The sequence below is a fragment of the Vibrio sp. 10N.222.55.C6 genome (assembly GCF_041473395.1).
Lineage (GTDB): Bacteria > Pseudomonadota > Gammaproteobacteria > Enterobacterales > Vibrionaceae > Vibrio > Vibrio crassostreae_C.
The window spans coordinates 66994-82108 of the sequence record NZ_JBFRSD010000035.1; the positions used below are offsets into that span (position 1 = coordinate 66994).

The following is a 15115-nucleotide window of genomic DNA, read 5'->3' on the forward strand; positions in this document are numbered from 1 at the left end:
ACAAATTACTCGTCACCACTCGAAGTTATTGGATGCAGTGAGCTTTGATTGCTTTGGTTCCTTTGATTGAGTTGATTAGCTTGGTGGCGTTGGAAAGCACGGGGGAAGGCAGAAGCACTAAGATTGCTCTAGCCTGAATGACACAAGCCTCAACGGCTAAGATTCCTTTGGTTGGCTTCTAAAGTGAAATTTAGGCTCTAAATAATCAACAAACTATACTTTTACTGGAGTATCCTTGCAGCCTAGGTCTAAATGGAATGACACTTTGAACAAACCAAACCAAATAACATTCGCAACGTTCAACCTTCTGAACTATCTCGAGCCACCGAATGCTTATTATGATTTTGAGAACATCTACAGCTTCGAAGAATGGCAGAAGAAGCAACATTGGATGGCTGAAGCGATTCGCTCATTAGATTGCGATGTGATTGGCTTCCAAGAGATATTTAGCCCGCAATCTTTAGAGCTATTGATGAACGAGCTAGGTTATCCATACTTTGCAGTGGTCGATAGCGCCAACGTTGAAGATGATTACCTATACACCTCACCAGTTGTTGGGATCGCTTCCCGTTACCCGATTGAAAACGTGCAGCCTGTTACGCCAGATTCGACGTTACTGACAGCATTCAACCTTGACGACAAATTCTCATTCAACAGAACGCCTGTTCACGCGACGATTACGTTACCCCATTTAGGTTCAACCGACTGTTATGTGGTGCACTTCAAATCACAACGTCCGACAGAGCCAAAAGCAGAATCTGTCGATGCGGACAACACTCAGCAAGGTGCAAAACCACAAAGTGACACGCTCACTCGTTTTCACCAAGAACAGCTTGGCTCTTGGCTATCAAGTGCCCAACGCGGCCTAGAAGCTCAGATGCTGCATCAATACATCACCAACCAACGCTACCAAACCGAGCAACCTGTTGTGTTGATGGGTGACTTTAATAAGCCACTGTTTAATGATGAGTTTAAAGGGCTGTTGAATTACTCAATCAACCGAGACGAAAACAGCAAGCATTGGCTATCCCACTTTCGCTTGAAAGACAGCTGGGATCTTTACCATCAACTGCATGAAGAAGACTTGCTTGAACAGCGAAAGCCAACCCATTACTACGGCGCTTCTGGATCTGTACTGGACTACATTTTGATGTCGAACGAGTTTGATTGTCAGAACTCTTCAAGCTTAATGGAGATCTCTAGCTACACAGTGTTAGACCATCACCTGATTAATCCTAGTTTTGAACACGACCAATTCAGTACCGACCATGCCATCGTGTCTGTCACCGCTCATATTCGTGAAGCCTAGAGTTAAACATAAAAAAGCCGCAGTCAAAAACTGCGGCCTTCCACTTTAGTTAAACGGGTTGAGCCAACCGACGCCCCATTTAGAAACCGATTTACCGTTTAGCAAAGTGTGAAACTTAGAATGTGTACATTGCGCCTAAGTAGAAAGAGTCCAGAACAACAGTATCTTCTGTCTTGTGTCCGTTTTCGTAATCTTCGATATCAAAAGCATCGGCTTCGTATGCTAAGCGAAAGCTCAACGAAGACATTGTAGGTGGCGTGTATTCAACACCAACACCCATACGGATGCCATCTCCCGAATCATCAAAACCATCTCCTGACGGGCGAGAGCCATCAGCAAGCTTCATGTCTAGATCAATAGTCGACAGACCGATAGTGCCAAATGGACGAATGCCATTATCAAACGTGTAACCGAGGTTCGCCGTTACCGAAAAGATTTGAGGTGTCCAAGTGAAAACCTTATTACCAGATTTCGTTTTCAGGGCTATATCACCAAAATCTGTGTATTGAGCTTCAACCGAAACAATGCGGTTAAATTTGTAACCAGCAATTAATCGGTAAGTATTGTCTTCGGCTTTAAAAGTAATAGGCTCACTGATCGTGTCAGTTCACCCGCCCACTTCGACCATTAGCACACTTAAATAATTACCCGCTCCAACAGCAGGCCAATTTGCTCAATCTCCACAATTTAGAATAAGACGAACAGAAAACACGATGAACCACACAATAGACTTCAACGGCTTAATCATTGATATCGACGCTCGAACGATTACCAACCAGCAAGGAAACAAAATCACTTTGCGCCCTCGCCTATTAGCAGTGCTCTGCTTGTTATTGGAAAATGTGGGAAGACCGATTTCAAGAGAGCATATTGTTGATGTGTGTTGGGACGGACAACTCTCGTCACCACATGTTCTTGCAAACGTAGTCTATAACCTACGCAATGTGTTCGCGCGATTAAGAGCATCCAACGTCCAGATCATTACCATTAGTAAGTTCGGATATGCGCTATCGATTGAACCCACGTAAAAGGATTTATGCAATCAATGGCGGTGACTAAGATCACCAAAAAACGCCCCATCGAAACGTTTCGATGATCATTATCACACTCTAAAACAATCAAACGTGCAAATGATAAATCAGACACTATTATCACTATCGAAACGTTTCGATGGCTTTTCTTGAGTTGTTCTCAACCCATCAAGCGTTATTTTTCGATAGGTCGTGATATGAAAAAAAGTACTTTAATAAACTCTGAACTCTCTTACCTAGTGGCGACTCTTGGCCACACAGATGAAATCACGATTTGTGACGCGGGCTTACCAATTCCAGACCACGTAACTCGTATTGATCTTGCTTTAACTCACGGTGTCCCAAGCTTTCAGCAAACGGTAAAAACCATGCTGGATGAATCTCAAATCGAAGGTGTTGTGATTGCAGAAGAGTTTGCGAAAGTAAGCCCAGAGCACCACGCTGCGCTGATTGATTTAATCAAGACAGAAGAAGCGCGTTGTGGCAAATCGCTTTCTATTACTTACATCACTCATGAAGAATTCAAACAGCGTACGCATGAAAGCCGCGCGGTAATTCGCACCGGTGAGTGCACACCATACGCAAATGTTATTTTCCAAGCTGGCGTAACCTTTTAGCTCAAGCAAAACGCAACGACAGCTCAGTGACATCACTGAACCAAAACAATACATAGACAGAATAATCAAATACAACTGGCCCCGAGTAAAGGAACCGACATGACTCAAGCCATTTTAGAACTTAGCTCAATTGAGAAAGCCTTCCCTGGTGTGAAAGCACTGGATAAGGCAAGCCTCAACGTTTATCCAGGACGCGTAATGGCGTTAATGGGTGAAAACGGTGCGGGTAAATCAACGCTTATGAAAGTGCTGACAGGCATCTACCACTTGGACGGCGGCACTATTGCCTACCAAGGAAAACCTGCTGCATTTAAAGGGCCACGTGATTCTCAACAAGCAGGCATTAGCATCATTCACCAAGAGCTGAATCTAATCCCTGAATTGACCATCGCCGAGAACATCTTCTTAGGTCGTGAAATCACGGGCACCATGGGTCGTATCTTGTGGAACGAGATGTACCAAGAAGCAGACAAGCTACTTAAACGCCTTAACGTGAAACACAGCTCGAAAACGCCTCTAGGTCAGTTGAGCCTTGGTGAGCAGCAAATGGTAGAGATTGCGAAAGCCCTATCGTTTGAATCTAAAGTCATCATCATGGATGAACCAACCGATGCGCTAACCGATACCGAAACTGAATCTCTGTTTAAGGTGATTAACGAATTGCGCGATGAAGGCTGTGGCATTGTTTACATCTCTCACCGTTTGAAAGAGATCTTCGAGATTTGTGATGACATCACCGTGCTGCGTGACGGTAAGTTCATTGGTCAGTGTGAAGTAAAAGACACCGACGAAGATGGCCTAATCGAAATGATGGTTGGTCGTAAGTTAGACGAACAATATCCACGTATCGGCCAGAGCCATGGTGAAACTTGTCTTGAAGTGATTGGCCTGACGGGTTCTGGTGTTCACGATGTGAGCTTTACGCTAAAACGCGGTGAAATCCTGGGTGTATCTGGCCTAATGGGTGCTGGCCGAACTGAACTGATGAAAGTGATTTACGGTGCCCTTCCAAGTGAACGCGGCGTCATCAACCTAGAAAATAAAACCATCAACCCTGTAAGCCCGAAAGACGGCTTGGCCAATGGCATTGCTTACATCTCTGAAGACCGTAAAGGCGATGGCTTAGTTCTAGGGCTTTCTGTTAAAGAAAACATGTCGTTATGTTCACTTGACCTACTAACAAAGAGCGGTCAAATCCAACATAAAGACGAAGTGATTGCAGTAGATGACTTCATCAAGCTATTCAACATCAAAACCCCGACGCGCGAACAGATTATTGGCAACCTTTCTGGTGGTAACCAACAGAAAGTGGCTATCGCTAAGGGCTTGATGACCAAACCAAAAGTACTGATTCTCGACGAGCCAACGCGCGGTGTCGATGTCGGTGCTAAGAAAGAGATTTACCAACTCATTAATAAATTTAAAGCCGACGGCATGAGCATCATTTTAGTCTCATCTGAAATGCCAGAAGTGTTAGGAATGAGTGACCGCATCATGGTGATGCATGAAGGCCGTGTAAGCGGTGAATTTGATGCTAAAGAAGCAAACCAAGAATTATTACTGGCGTGTGCGGTCGGTAAAAAGATCAACGAGGACGCAGCATGAGTACTAAAACCATGAGCAAAACAACTGAAGCTCCAAAGAAAAAACCGTTAATCAGCAAAGAGTGGCTGATTGATCAAAAGTCATTGATTGCTTTGCTCTTCCTGATTGTTGTCGTTTCTTTCTTAAACCCGAACTTCTTTACTGTCGACAACATCCTAAACATTCTGCGCCAAACCTCGGTTAACGCAATTATCGCTGTAGGTATGACGCTGGTTATCTTAACCGCGGGTATCGACTTGAGTGTGGGTTCTGTACTGGCGCTTTGTGGTGCGTTCGCAGCCAGCATGATTGGCATGGAAATCCCTGTGATGATCGCAGTACCAACCGCTCTTGTAGCAGGTGCAGCATTAGGTGCGATTAGTGGTGTGATTATCGCTAAGGGTAAGGTTCAAGCCTTCATCGCAACGCTTGTCACCATGACACTACTTCGCGGCGTAACCATGGTTTACACAGATGGTCGTCCTATTTCAACAGGCTTCACAGACACAGCAGACGCATTCGCTTGGTTCGGTACTGGCTACGCAATGGGTGTACCGGTTCCAGTATGGATCATGGTCGTGGTATTCGCAGCAGTATGGTACCTACTTAACCACACACGCTTTGGTCGCTACGTTTACGCACTGGGTGGCAACGAATCAGCAACTCGCCTATCAGGCATCGACGTAGACAAAGTAAAAATCGGTGTTTACGCAATCTGTGGTCTGCTAGCTGCAGTGGCAGGCATCATCGTGGCATCGCGTTTGTCATCTGCTCAACCAACCGCAGGTATGGGTTATGAGCTAGACGCTATCGCAGCCGTAGTTCTTGGCGGGACAAGCTTAGCTGGCGGTCGTGGCCGTATCATGGGCACATTGATTGGTGCTCTGATTATCGGCTTCCTAAACAACGCCCTAAACCTACTAGACGTATCTTCTTACTACCAGATGATTGCAAAAGCAGTGGTTATTCTTCTGGCAGTATTGGTCGACAACAAAAACAAATAAAACCTATTCACACTCTAGGTTAATACAAGTAACACTCTAGTTTAATAAAAGTAACAGTTTGTTTTACCTTAAAATATTAGAATCTATAAATAATGTAACAACGAGCTAGGACTCACCTCTTAGCTCCCCCTACACAAAGGACTTACACCATGAAAAAATTAGCGACTCTTATTTCTGCTGCTCTTCTTTCTACAACAGTATCTGTGTCTGCACAGGCGCAAGATACAATGGCAATCGTTCTGTCTACATTGAACAACCCATTCTTTGTAACCATGAAAGATGGCGCAGAAGCGAAAGCTGAAGAGCTAGGCTACAAGCTTATCGTTCTGGATTCTCAAAACGACCCAAGCAAAGAGCTGTCGAACATTGAAGATCTAACCATTCGTGGTGTTAAGGCAATCCTGATCAACCCAACAGATTCAGACGCCGTGTCTAACGCAATTCGCATGGCTAACCGTTCAAACATCCCAGTACTAACACTAGACCGTGGTGCAAGCCGTGGTGACGTAGTAAGCCACATCGCTTCTGATAACGTAATCGGTGGTGAAATGGCAGGTCACTTCATCATGGAAAAAGTGGGCGAAAAAGCGAAAGTAATCCAACTTGAAGGTATTGCTGGTACTTCTGCAGCTCGTGAACGTGGTGAAGGCTTCATGAATGCAGTAAACGGCAGCGACCTTGAGCTTCTTGCAAGCCAACCTGCTGATTTCGACCGTACTAAAGGTCTGAACGTAATGGAAAACTTGCTTGCTGCTAACCCAGATGTACAAGCAGTATTTGCTCAAAACGATGAAATGGCACTAGGTGCACTTCGCGCAGTTCAAGCGTCAGGTAAAGAAGTGATGATCGTTGGCTTTGATGGCACAGACGACGGCATCGCTGCTGTTAACCGCGGCCTACTAGGCGCTACAGTTGCACAACAACCTGACCTAATCGGTTCTCTAGGTATCGAAATGGCAGACAAAGTACTGAAAGGCGAAACAGTAGACGAGTACGTACCAGTACCTCTAAAAATCATCGCTAAGTAATCGTTACTAGGTAACGCGATATAAAGCAGGGAGTTCCCTATCTCCCTGCTTTGATTGGCTCGCTGACTCAAACAAAAGCAAACCCCGACAGTGCATCGCTGTTTCTCATTCCGCTCACAAAAGAGAGCGCACTTAACACCATGAGAAAGACCCATGCATTTTCAAATACGATATATCATAAGGCTCGTATCATGACTCAACTGATTGTTTTAGGTAGCGTTAACGCTGACCACGTACTGCAAGTTCCTTCGTTCCCTCGTCCGGGTGAAACCTTGATTGGCGGTAACTATCAGGTCATCCCTGGCGGTAAAGGCGCAAACCAAGCAGTCGCTGCTGCGCGATTAAACGCAGATATCGGCTTCATCGCCTGTGTCGGTGACGACCCATTCGGCATCAACATTCGTCAAGACTTCGCTAAAGACGGCATCAACATCGACGGTGTTATCGTGGCAGACAACACGCCAACTGGCATCGCGATGATCCAAGTATCCGCAACGGGTGAAAACAGCATCTGTCTTTCTGCAGAAGCTAATGACAAGCTGACTTGCGACCAAATCGAACCACATCTAGAGAAGATTCGCGGAGCCAAATACCTGCTAACTCAACTTGAAACGCCAATTGAAGGTATTGAGTACGCTGCGAAAGTAGCAAAAGAGAGTGGCACGCAAGTCATTCTAAACCCGGCTCCTGCTCGTCCATTATCGGATTCACTGCTTGCTTGTGTTGACGTGATTACACCGAACGAAACTGAAGCAGAAGTGCTGACAGGCATTACCGTGACGGACAACGCGTCTGCTCATCAGGCTGCGTTGGCTCTGCATGCTAAAGGCATAGAAACGGTAATGATCACGCTAGGCGCGAAAGGCGTGTGGGTGAGTCATCGCGGTCAAGGCAATGAAGCCAGCGAAGGTGAATTAATCGCAGGTTTCCGTGTTGAAGCAACAGATACAACTGCCGCAGGTGACACCTTTAACGGCGCGTTGGTGACAGGCTTGCTTGAAGATATGCCACTTGAGCGTGCGATTAAATTTGCTCATGCTGCAGCTGCTATCTCTGTGACACGCTTTGGTGCTCAAACGTCGATTCCAAGCCGTGCTGAAACCGATGCGTTTTTGGCAGAGCAACTGTCTGCTTAGTTTGATACCTATTTGAAGGCCTAACTTCTGAGCTAAACCGTGGTTAACGGATGTTAGCCTTCAAATTCGGTAACAACAAATAACAAGAATAAGCCCCTGTTTTCAGGCAGAATATCGCCCAACGTGGAAGGTTATTCCCACAAGGATTTTTTATGGCAACAATGAAAGACATCGCACGGCTCGCAAAGGTTTCGACTTCTACCGTGAGCCACGTGATCAACAAATCACGCTTTGTCAGTGAAGAGATTGCTGAGCGTGTTAACAGTGCGGCTAAAGAACTCAACTATGCGCCTTCTGCATTGGCTCGCAGCTTGAAAATGAAGCAAACCAAAACCTTGGGAATGCTAGTGACCACATCCACCAACCCATTCTTTGGCGAAGTGGTAAAAGGTGTGGAACGTCGTTGCTACGAAAAAGGCTACAACCTTATCTTGTGTAACACCGAAGGCGATAGCGAACGCATGAAATCCTCTATCGATACCTTGCTGCAAAAGCGAGTCGATGGCCTGATGCTAATGTGTTCTACCCTTGAAGGCGAACATATCGATGTATTCGAGCGCTACCCAGAGCTGCCTGTTGTAGTCATGGATTGGGGCCCTATGTTGTTTGCGAGCGATAAGATCCAAGACAACTCGCACCAAGGTGGCTACATGGCAACTAAGCACTTGATAGATAACGGTCATTCTCAAATTGGTTGTATCACTGGCCCACTGCACCGTAATCAAGCTTCGTCTCGTTATCAAGGCTTCAAGCAAGCAATGGAAGAAGCCAATTTAGAGATCAACCCTAAGTGGATTGTTGAATCCAACTTTGAATGTGACGGTGGTTTTGACTCTTATCAGACATTGAAAACTCGTGGCGAAATGCCGTCTGCCTTGTTCGTCAGTAACGATATGATGGCGATGGGCGTGATTCACGCTGCGGCGCAAGATGGCACATCGATTCCGAATGATCTGTCTATTATTGGCTACGATGACATCCACCTGTCGAAGTACATGACACCCGCGTTAAGCACTGTCCACCAGCCAAAACATCGTTTAGGTAAAGCCGCAGTGGATACGCTTTTGAGCAGATTACAAACTCCAGATGCTTATCCGCAAGTCGTTGAACTTGAACCTACTCTTGTTGAACGAAGCAGCGTAAAAGCCATTTAAAGCGCCTTCTTAGAGATCTAAACAACAAAGGGCAAGGTTAAAAAACCTTGCCCTTTTCGCTCCTAATGCACTTCACTTATCTTCTTAGCGATTCAACACAGATGCGATTTGCTGTATTTCGTCTAACACATCGACGCCATTGTATTGCGGCGCAATCGAGGGATCTTGAATACTCACGGTTTCTACCGATTGCTTGTCGTTAAGTTTAGTCACTAACTCCCCTTTGGGTGAGTAGGCTCGGCTTCCACCACAATAAGTCGCGGTAAACGCATCAACCACATCCTGTCCAACTCGATTACAAGTCACGACATGACACCCCTCTTCTAAAGCCCTTGCATGAGCAATAGCAAAGCTATGATGACCACCAAAATTCGCGGGATGGAGAATAACGTCGACCGACTGATACTCTCTCATGATCTCCGGGAACCAAATATCGAAGCAAATCGCGACACCAAACTTTAAGCCTTTGTGCTCAAACGTGAGGCGCTTCTCCCCTCTCGAGAAATACTGCTTATCGAATTTGGTTTGACTGATTTTTCTGTATTTGTGTCGTAAACCGGAAGCATCCACAACCACCACACTGTTGTAATATTGGCCACTATCTTTCTCGGCAATGCCTGCAACAATCAAGGTGTCATGCTTCGCTGCAAGCTGCGTTAATGAATCAATAGTACTGCTGTCGGCGAAGTCTTCAGCCAATTCGTGAATTTCTTCAGCCTCGTTAAAAATATACCCAGTCGTGAACAGTTCAGGCAGTAAAGTAATATCACCGACTGACGGCTCCGCTTGCAAAAGATCAGAGACCGAATCTATATTCTTTTGTTTGTTTTTGTATTCAACTTCAAGCTGAATAAGCGTGATACTGACATTATTCAAAATCGATTCCTTACTAGGTAATACTTAAAGCTGTAATGCTTCAAGCTGGAGACTAAGAACTAAGAACGACAGAGTAGGCCAATCCCCTATCGCTTTCTTATTCGCCCGCCAAAGGTTGAAGCAGGTGCACAGTCCTGTACGTATTTTAAACCTGCCTACGGCGCTAATTTAGGCTCTGGTAAAACCGGAGGCGTGCTGTCCATGTAGGTTAAGAAATTCGCCCACACCTCATGCGTGCGCTGCTTGGTTAACGTCATCTTGCAGCAAAGCGCCATAACCCCTCGAATAGAACCTTCACGCCATTGGGTGTACACAGAATCACAATGTGCTGTCATGTACGCCTGCCAGCTCTCCTGAGCCTTCTTAATTGAAGCTACCAGCTGAGCTTCATAAGCATTGTGCTCAAAGCTGGCTGCAAGGTATTTATCCAGTTCCGCTTGTGCAGATCCCAACTCAATTGCCGCACACTGATTGATCTCGATGGTATTCATCGCATTCTCGCAATCAACAACACCTTCGTAGGCCAACGCAGAGAATGAGAAGCACACCGCTATGAGTGCCGATATCAGTTTTGTCATAATCATCCTTTATGCTGCCACCACCAAAACGAATCGAGTCGTGACTTTATTTATTTAAACGTGGCTCAATATTTAGCTCATTCAACTCATTCAGCCAGACCAAATAACAATAAAATTTATCAGGATATAAGCATTTGTTATCCGCATGAATCATCAAAAATGACGCCTCGCCAACTCAAATAAATGAGATAACGCTCAGATTTTGCTGGTAAAACTAGAAAACATATTATTTATATCAATAATTCGTGCCTGCATTCACAATATTAATTATTTATATTGCTACGTAATCGTTAACTTTATAAATTAAATCGAATGCTCACATAAATCGGTAACGCTTCTCCAACTATGGATATCAAGTACCAAAACATTGCTAAGACTTCATTTTACTTTGCCATTTCTTTCTTTTTATCCATGGCAATGCTCATTCCTTTTACACCGCATCACTACCAAACATTAACCGAAGACACATCAAGGTTAGTTGAAACCAGGTTAGAAGGGATCCAATCAAGGTTCGACCGTTTTTTATCTGAAGTTAGACCTGAACAGTCTTGCGACGCGATCGTTAGACAGCTTCGACAAAACGTTTTTGAAGCCGATTGGGTAAAAGAAGCAGCGGTATTCAATAAACAGAACCGATTTTACTGTTCAACCACCGATGGTGACGTTTCATTTCGCCTATACAGCACCATCAGGCAGCGACTCAATGACGACCCGAATTTAACGACCCTGTCGTATTCCAACTCGGCTATCACGCAAGTTCAGTCCATCATGCTCATTTTCTCGAACAAAGAAGATGCCGGAGTGAGCCTGATGATTCCGCCACACTTCATCTATGACCTTGTTGAAACAAGCCTCAGCAACCATGGAATACAGGCCAAAGTTGAAGTGATCAAAAGAGATATCCACCCTATCGATATTGACTCATCAATCGCCAAGGTGCGGATACAATCAAACACCTACCCATTGACCATCACCTCATACATTGGGTATCAGTTTTATCTTCACTTCATGTTGAGTTATTTATGGTTTGGCTTTTTGATGGCCGGAATCACGACCATTATTCTCCTTTCCATCAAGCATAAAAAGCAGAGCCAACGCAGCTTAGAATATTCGCTTTCAAGTGCGCTAAAAAACCAACACCTTCATGTTCACATGCAGCCTATCGTTAACCAAAACACCAATGAGATCGTCGGCTGTGAGTCACTATTACGATGGAACGACCCAATTGAAGGTAACGTCTCCCCGGCTATTTTCATTCCGCTTGCTGAAAGCTTAGGCTTAATTGAGGAGCTCACCTACTTCGTGCTGCGCAAAGTATTAATGACGTTGAAAAGCAATCAAGATGTGTTCGACTCAAAGTACATCAGCGTCAACATCAGCCGCAACGTAGTGTCTAACAGTAACTTCTCTAACAAAGTGATCAGCATCTTTAAAAGACACCCTGAGATCCTCAAGCAGGTGGTTTTTGAAGTAACCGAATATGGTGAATGTTCTGATGCCGACATGGTCAAAATTAGAGACAACCTAACCAAGCTATCGAACAGGGGCGTCAGAGTCGCGATTGATGATTTTGGTACAGGCTACGCAGGGTTAGATTTCGTAAGACAGTTCCCGTTCAGCATTCTCAAAATCGATCGCGTGTTTGTGAAAAACATATCCGACGAATCCAGCTTTGGTCTCCCTTTGCTAGAGTCCATGCTTCAACTATCACGCTCCTTAGGAATGCAAGTCATCGTCGAAGGTGTCGAGTATGAATCCCAAGTGAAAATCTTATCTAAGCTCGGTGTCGACTATATCCAAGGCTTCTATTTTTATAAGCCGATGCCGATAAACCTGACTATCAGCTTACTCAAGCAACAGCATTTTGAGTCAGATAACGTTGAGGAACAAACCAACCAGACATTCCTTGTTACATAAGGCACTAAAAAACAACGAAAGAAAATGCGAAGGCTATGGGTCTCCTTTGATGAACATTTAAATCATCGCATCATTGAATGCATCACAAGGGATATCATGGAAAAGACACTTCAAACCAAACTGGCAACTAGCCTACTACTGCTGAGAATCGGCATTTTTATCGTCTTCTTATTCTGGAGCTTGGATAAGATCCTTGTCCCTGAGCACGCGACAAAAGTACTGTCTGGCTTTTACGGCATCGACATCTCGAACAATGCGATGATGGCTCTGGGTGTCGCGCAGCTCGGATTTTTAGGCGCATTCGTTGTAGGCATGTGGAAAAAGTACACCTACGGAGCCATTTTAGTCCTTCATGCAGGCTCAACCTTTTCCTCTTTTGGAAAATACATGGACCCGTTCAACAACCTACTGTTCTTCGCCTCTTGGCCAATGCTCGCAGCCTGTATCGCGATCTTCTTACTTCGCGACTACGACACTTATAGCGTTTCCAACTAACACAAAGGGCGCCGTTATTGGCGCCCTTTGTGGTTTGCTTGGTTCTTATCAACCTAAGATACTCTGTTAGCTGTATGACCCTATTTTACATTTCTATAAGTTACTAGAAACCCTGTCAAACCTATTGAGAGAGCAGCAATACATACTCCCCTCAGTATTGCATCATTGAGATAAGCTGAGTAGAAAAGCATTGCAATAAATGCACTACATGACACCAAAAAAGGTGCAATTGAACGATGGGTAAAACGTGAAGTATCAACCACACTATAACGATCTAGAACCAAATCCAAGAGCAAGAGCATGTGCATAACAAACAAAACATTTAGTACTGGAAGTACCCAGTAAAACCAACTATCTACAGGAAAGCTAAATAGTTGAACAAAGGTAAGGTGAGCCAATATAGAAAACAAAATACTTTTCCAACCATTCGAACTACTTTGTACTCTAATGCGGTATGTTCGTCGGGCGACAGAAGCAAGTGGTTTGGCTGAAGAAACCCAAATAGCCAACCAAACTATAAGTAATACCATGGTTCAAGAGCCTCTAAATTAAGGTTTACGCAGCTATTCTGAATTAGATATCTAGAACTATTATCCCAAGATATCGACACTTTACGCCTTGCTAAGGTGTGAGCAACCCAATACCTTAGCGTCCGCATAATACCTTAAACACATAAACCAACGCATAGTAAAAATGCCACGCGTTGCGAATTATTCTTAAGCAACTTGTTATACCTCTTGGTTGAGGCTAAAATGACCAAAACAAAGACCACTTAAGAGACCTATTACATGACCACTAGAATTTTAGCCGATGTTGCTGCAAGCATTACTGAGTTGAAAGCTAACCCTATGAAAGTTGCAACTAGTGCTTACGGTGAACCTGTTGCTGTACTGAACCGAAATGAGCCAGCATTTTATTGCGTACCAGCCGAAGCGTACGAAATGATGATGGACAGACTCGAAGATCTTGAACTACTAACTATTGCGAAAGAGCGTGAATCTGAAGAGAGTATTTCGGTAAATATTGATGACCTATAAACTCGACTTTAAAAAGAGTGCACTCAAAGAGTGGAAAAAGCTTGGCTCAACGCTTCAACAACAATTTAAGAAAAAGCTAATCGAGCGTTTAGATAACCCGCATGTTCCGGCTTCAAAACTCTCTGGAGCTGACAACATGTATAAGATTAAGCTGCGCCAATCGGGCTACCGTCTCGTCTACAAAGTTGAAGACGATGTCATCATTGTAACCGTCTTAGCAGTCGGAAAACGCGAACGTAGCGATGTTTACCGTAAAGCTATGAAAAGGTTAGATGATTGATTGCGGTAGAACGCCCAATTAAGGGGTGAGAACGCCAACTACCCTGCCTAAACCATTGTGACATAAACACTTAAACTGAAGTATGCCGAACGCACCATGCATTGGGAATCTGTCTTAAACGGTTTGTATGGATAATAAGCACTCCAATCGGGTAATGTGAGACCCAGGCTTTAGCTGCAACTAAAGCTTTCTATGTAGTAGTTCGTTTAAACGCTGGCTCCTCTATCGAGAGACCGATAACAAACATGAACGCTACATAGGACTTCAAGCATAAACCTCGAATAGTCGACTGGGTCTCGAACCCGCATTACGCAAGCATGAGTTAGCTTATTATGAATACCAAAATCAATCAAAGCATCAACGTTGGAGTTGATACCGGCAAAACACAATTAGACATCCACATCAGGCCACTAGACCTATTTTTCTCAGTAGAGAACAATGATAAAGGCATCAAAAAAGCACTCAAAACGATTAATAGTCACAGTCCTGAACGAATCGTTATTGAAGCAACAGGCCGATTAGAAATGCCTTTTGTTCTTGCATGTGCAGAGGCTCAATTACCTATTGTCAGAGCAAACCCTGTCCACATAAAACGGTTCGCTGGTGCTATTGGCCGCAGAGCCAAAAATGATCGTTTAGATGCAGAATTGATTGCTCACTATGGAGAAGCAATCAAACCAGCTCTTACTGTCATAAAGCCAAAAAACATACGCCTAATGAGTGACTTAGTCATTCGCCGAAACCAGTTGTTATCCATGCAAACCATGGAAAAGAACCGAATCCAGATACTTCCCGCTTCTCTCCATCCGACTATCAAACCGATGCTAACCACGATAAAAAATCAAATCACCAAGTTAGAAGAAAAGCTCGTTAAACTCATTGAAGATAGCCCTGAATATCAGGCTAAAAACACAATATTGCAGAGCGTCCCTGGAATAGGAAACATTGCCGCTGCATCAATAATTAGCAACGTACCAGAACTTGGCTACATCACAAATAAACAAGCGGCATCACTAATTGGTGTCGCTCCAATAACACGCGAAAGTGGGCGCTACAAAGGTAAGCGCGT

General features: G+C 44.4%; 15 protein-coding genes and 1 pseudogene. 13 read left to right on the plus strand and 3 right to left on the minus strand.

Annotation, left to right across the window (positions count from 1 at the left end; translation table 11 throughout):
• Nucleotides 1–265: 265 nt before the first annotated feature.
• Complete coding sequence (locus AB4486_RS19165; protein WP_372118199.1) at nt 266–1309, plus strand: endonuclease/exonuclease/phosphatase family protein; 1044 nt, start codon at nt 266–268, stop codon at nt 1307–1309.
• 115 nt (nt 1310–1424) lie between these two features.
• On the opposite strand, the pseudogene AB4486_RS19170 reads toward AB4486_RS19165, so the two are convergent.
• Nucleotides 1425–1904 (minus strand): annotated as a pseudogene (locus tag AB4486_RS19170) (outer membrane beta-barrel protein); the annotation flags it as partial.
• Between the two features lie 118 nt (nt 1905–2022).
• Here AB4486_RS19170 and AB4486_RS19175 point away from each other — a divergent pair.
• From AB4486_RS19175 to AB4486_RS19205, 7 genes are all read left to right on the plus strand, one after another.
• Nucleotides 2023–2337 (plus strand): winged helix-turn-helix domain-containing protein, encoded by a 315-nt coding sequence (locus tag AB4486_RS19175; protein WP_017060852.1) that lies wholly within the window; start codon nt 2023–2025, stop codon nt 2335–2337.
• Between the two features lie 200 nt (nt 2338–2537).
• Nucleotides 2538–2957, plus strand: coding sequence for a D-ribose pyranase (gene rbsD / locus AB4486_RS19180; protein WP_017060853.1), 420 nt, complete (start codon nt 2538–2540; stop codon nt 2955–2957).
• 99 nt (nt 2958–3056) lie between these two features.
• Nucleotides 3057–4562, plus strand: a complete 1506-nt coding sequence (gene rbsA / locus AB4486_RS19185; protein WP_009844906.1) for a ribose ABC transporter ATP-binding protein RbsA — start codon at nt 3057–3059, stop codon at nt 4560–4562.
• Nucleotides 4559–5545 (plus strand): ribose ABC transporter permease, encoded by a 987-nt coding sequence (rbsC, locus tag AB4486_RS19190; RefSeq protein WP_017060855.1) that lies wholly within the window; start codon nt 4559–4561, stop codon nt 5543–5545. Before rbsA ends, rbsC begins: the two co-directional genes overlap by 4 nt.
• Before the next feature lie 149 nt (nt 5546–5694).
• On the plus strand, nt 5695–6573 hold the full coding sequence (rbsB, locus tag AB4486_RS19195) for a ribose ABC transporter substrate-binding protein RbsB (RefSeq protein WP_017060856.1): 879 nt from the start codon (nt 5695–5697) through the stop codon (nt 6571–6573).
• A 191-nt stretch (nt 6574–6764) separates the two neighbouring features.
• Nucleotides 6765–7709 (plus strand): ribokinase, encoded by a 945-nt coding sequence (gene rbsK / locus AB4486_RS19200; RefSeq protein WP_017064747.1) that lies wholly within the window; start codon nt 6765–6767, stop codon nt 7707–7709.
• 152 nt (nt 7710–7861) lie between these two features.
• A complete protein-coding gene (locus AB4486_RS19205) occupies nt 7862–8863 on the plus strand; it encodes a substrate-binding domain-containing protein (protein WP_017064748.1) in 1002 nt (333 codons plus the stop codon).
• Nucleotides 8864–8947: 84 nt separating this feature from the next.
• On the opposite strand, the gene AB4486_RS19210 is transcribed toward AB4486_RS19205, so the two are convergent.
• Nucleotides 8948–9739 (minus strand): carbon-nitrogen hydrolase family protein, encoded by a 792-nt coding sequence (locus AB4486_RS19210; protein WP_372118202.1) that lies wholly within the window; start codon nt 9737–9739, stop codon nt 8948–8950.
• Nucleotides 9740–9894: 155 nt separating this feature from the next.
• Nucleotides 9895–10317 (minus strand): lysozyme inhibitor LprI family protein, encoded by a 423-nt coding sequence (locus AB4486_RS19215; RefSeq protein ID WP_372118205.1) that lies wholly within the window; start codon nt 10315–10317, stop codon nt 9895–9897.
• 345 nt (nt 10318–10662) lie between these two features.
• Here AB4486_RS19215 and AB4486_RS19220 point away from each other — a divergent pair, with 345 nt between their 5' ends.
• The 5 genes from AB4486_RS19220 to AB4486_RS19240 form a co-directional block, all read left to right on the plus strand.
• A complete protein-coding gene (locus AB4486_RS19220) occupies nt 10663–12234 on the plus strand; it encodes an EAL domain-containing protein (protein WP_372118208.1) in 1572 nt (523 codons plus the stop codon).
• 96 nt (nt 12235–12330) lie between these two features.
• Nucleotides 12331–12729: a hypothetical protein gene (locus AB4486_RS19225; protein ID WP_372118210.1), complete on the plus strand. Its 399-nt coding sequence runs from the start codon at nt 12331–12333 to the stop codon at nt 12727–12729.
• Nucleotides 12730–13517: 788 nt separating this feature from the next.
• Nucleotides 13518–13766: a type II toxin-antitoxin system Phd/YefM family antitoxin gene (locus AB4486_RS19230; RefSeq protein ID WP_004730320.1), complete on the plus strand. Its 249-nt coding sequence runs from the start codon at nt 13518–13520 to the stop codon at nt 13764–13766.
• Nucleotides 13756–14046 carry a type II toxin-antitoxin system RelE/ParE family toxin gene (locus AB4486_RS19235; protein ID WP_005377002.1) on the plus strand — a complete coding sequence of 97 codons (291 nt, stop codon included), beginning with the start codon at nt 13756–13758 and terminating at the stop codon, nt 14044–14046. The genes AB4486_RS19230 and AB4486_RS19235 overlap by 11 nt, the downstream gene beginning before the upstream one ends.
• Before the next feature lie 332 nt (nt 14047–14378).
• The coding region (locus AB4486_RS19240) for an IS110 family transposase (RefSeq protein ID WP_372118212.1) at nt 14379–15115 on the plus strand (737 nt) is incomplete at its 3' end.

Coding starts and splice junctions, on each gene's coding strand:
- rbsA (WP_009844906.1), top strand. CDS start 3,057: ATGACTCAAGCCATTTTAGAACTTAGCTCAATTGAGAAAGCCTTCCCT.
- AB4486_RS19215 (WP_372118205.1), bottom strand. CDS start 10,317: ATGACAAAACTGATATCGGCACTCATAGCGGTGTGCTTCTCATTCTCT.
- AB4486_RS19230 (WP_004730320.1), top strand. CDS start 13,518: ATGACCACTAGAATTTTAGCCGATGTTGCTGCAAGCATTACTGAGTTG.
- AB4486_RS19205 (WP_017064748.1), top strand. CDS start 7,862: ATGGCAACAATGAAAGACATCGCACGGCTCGCAAAGGTTTCGACTTCT.
- AB4486_RS19235 (WP_005377002.1), top strand. CDS start 13,756: ATGACCTATAAACTCGACTTTAAAAAGAGTGCACTCAAAGAGTGGAAA.
- rbsD (WP_017060853.1), top strand. CDS start 2,538: ATGAAAAAAAGTACTTTAATAAACTCTGAACTCTCTTACCTAGTGGCG.
- AB4486_RS19220 (WP_372118208.1), top strand. CDS start 10,663: ATGGATATCAAGTACCAAAACATTGCTAAGACTTCATTTTACTTTGCC.
- rbsB (WP_017060856.1), top strand. CDS start 5,695: ATGAAAAAATTAGCGACTCTTATTTCTGCTGCTCTTCTTTCTACAACA.
- AB4486_RS19225 (WP_372118210.1), top strand. CDS start 12,331: ATGGAAAAGACACTTCAAACCAAACTGGCAACTAGCCTACTACTGCTG.
- rbsC (WP_017060855.1), top strand. CDS start 4,559: ATGAGTACTAAAACCATGAGCAAAACAACTGAAGCTCCAAAGAAAAAA.
- rbsK (WP_017064747.1), top strand. CDS start 6,765: ATGACTCAACTGATTGTTTTAGGTAGCGTTAACGCTGACCACGTACTG.
- AB4486_RS19175 (WP_017060852.1), top strand. CDS start 2,023: ATGAACCACACAATAGACTTCAACGGCTTAATCATTGATATCGACGCT.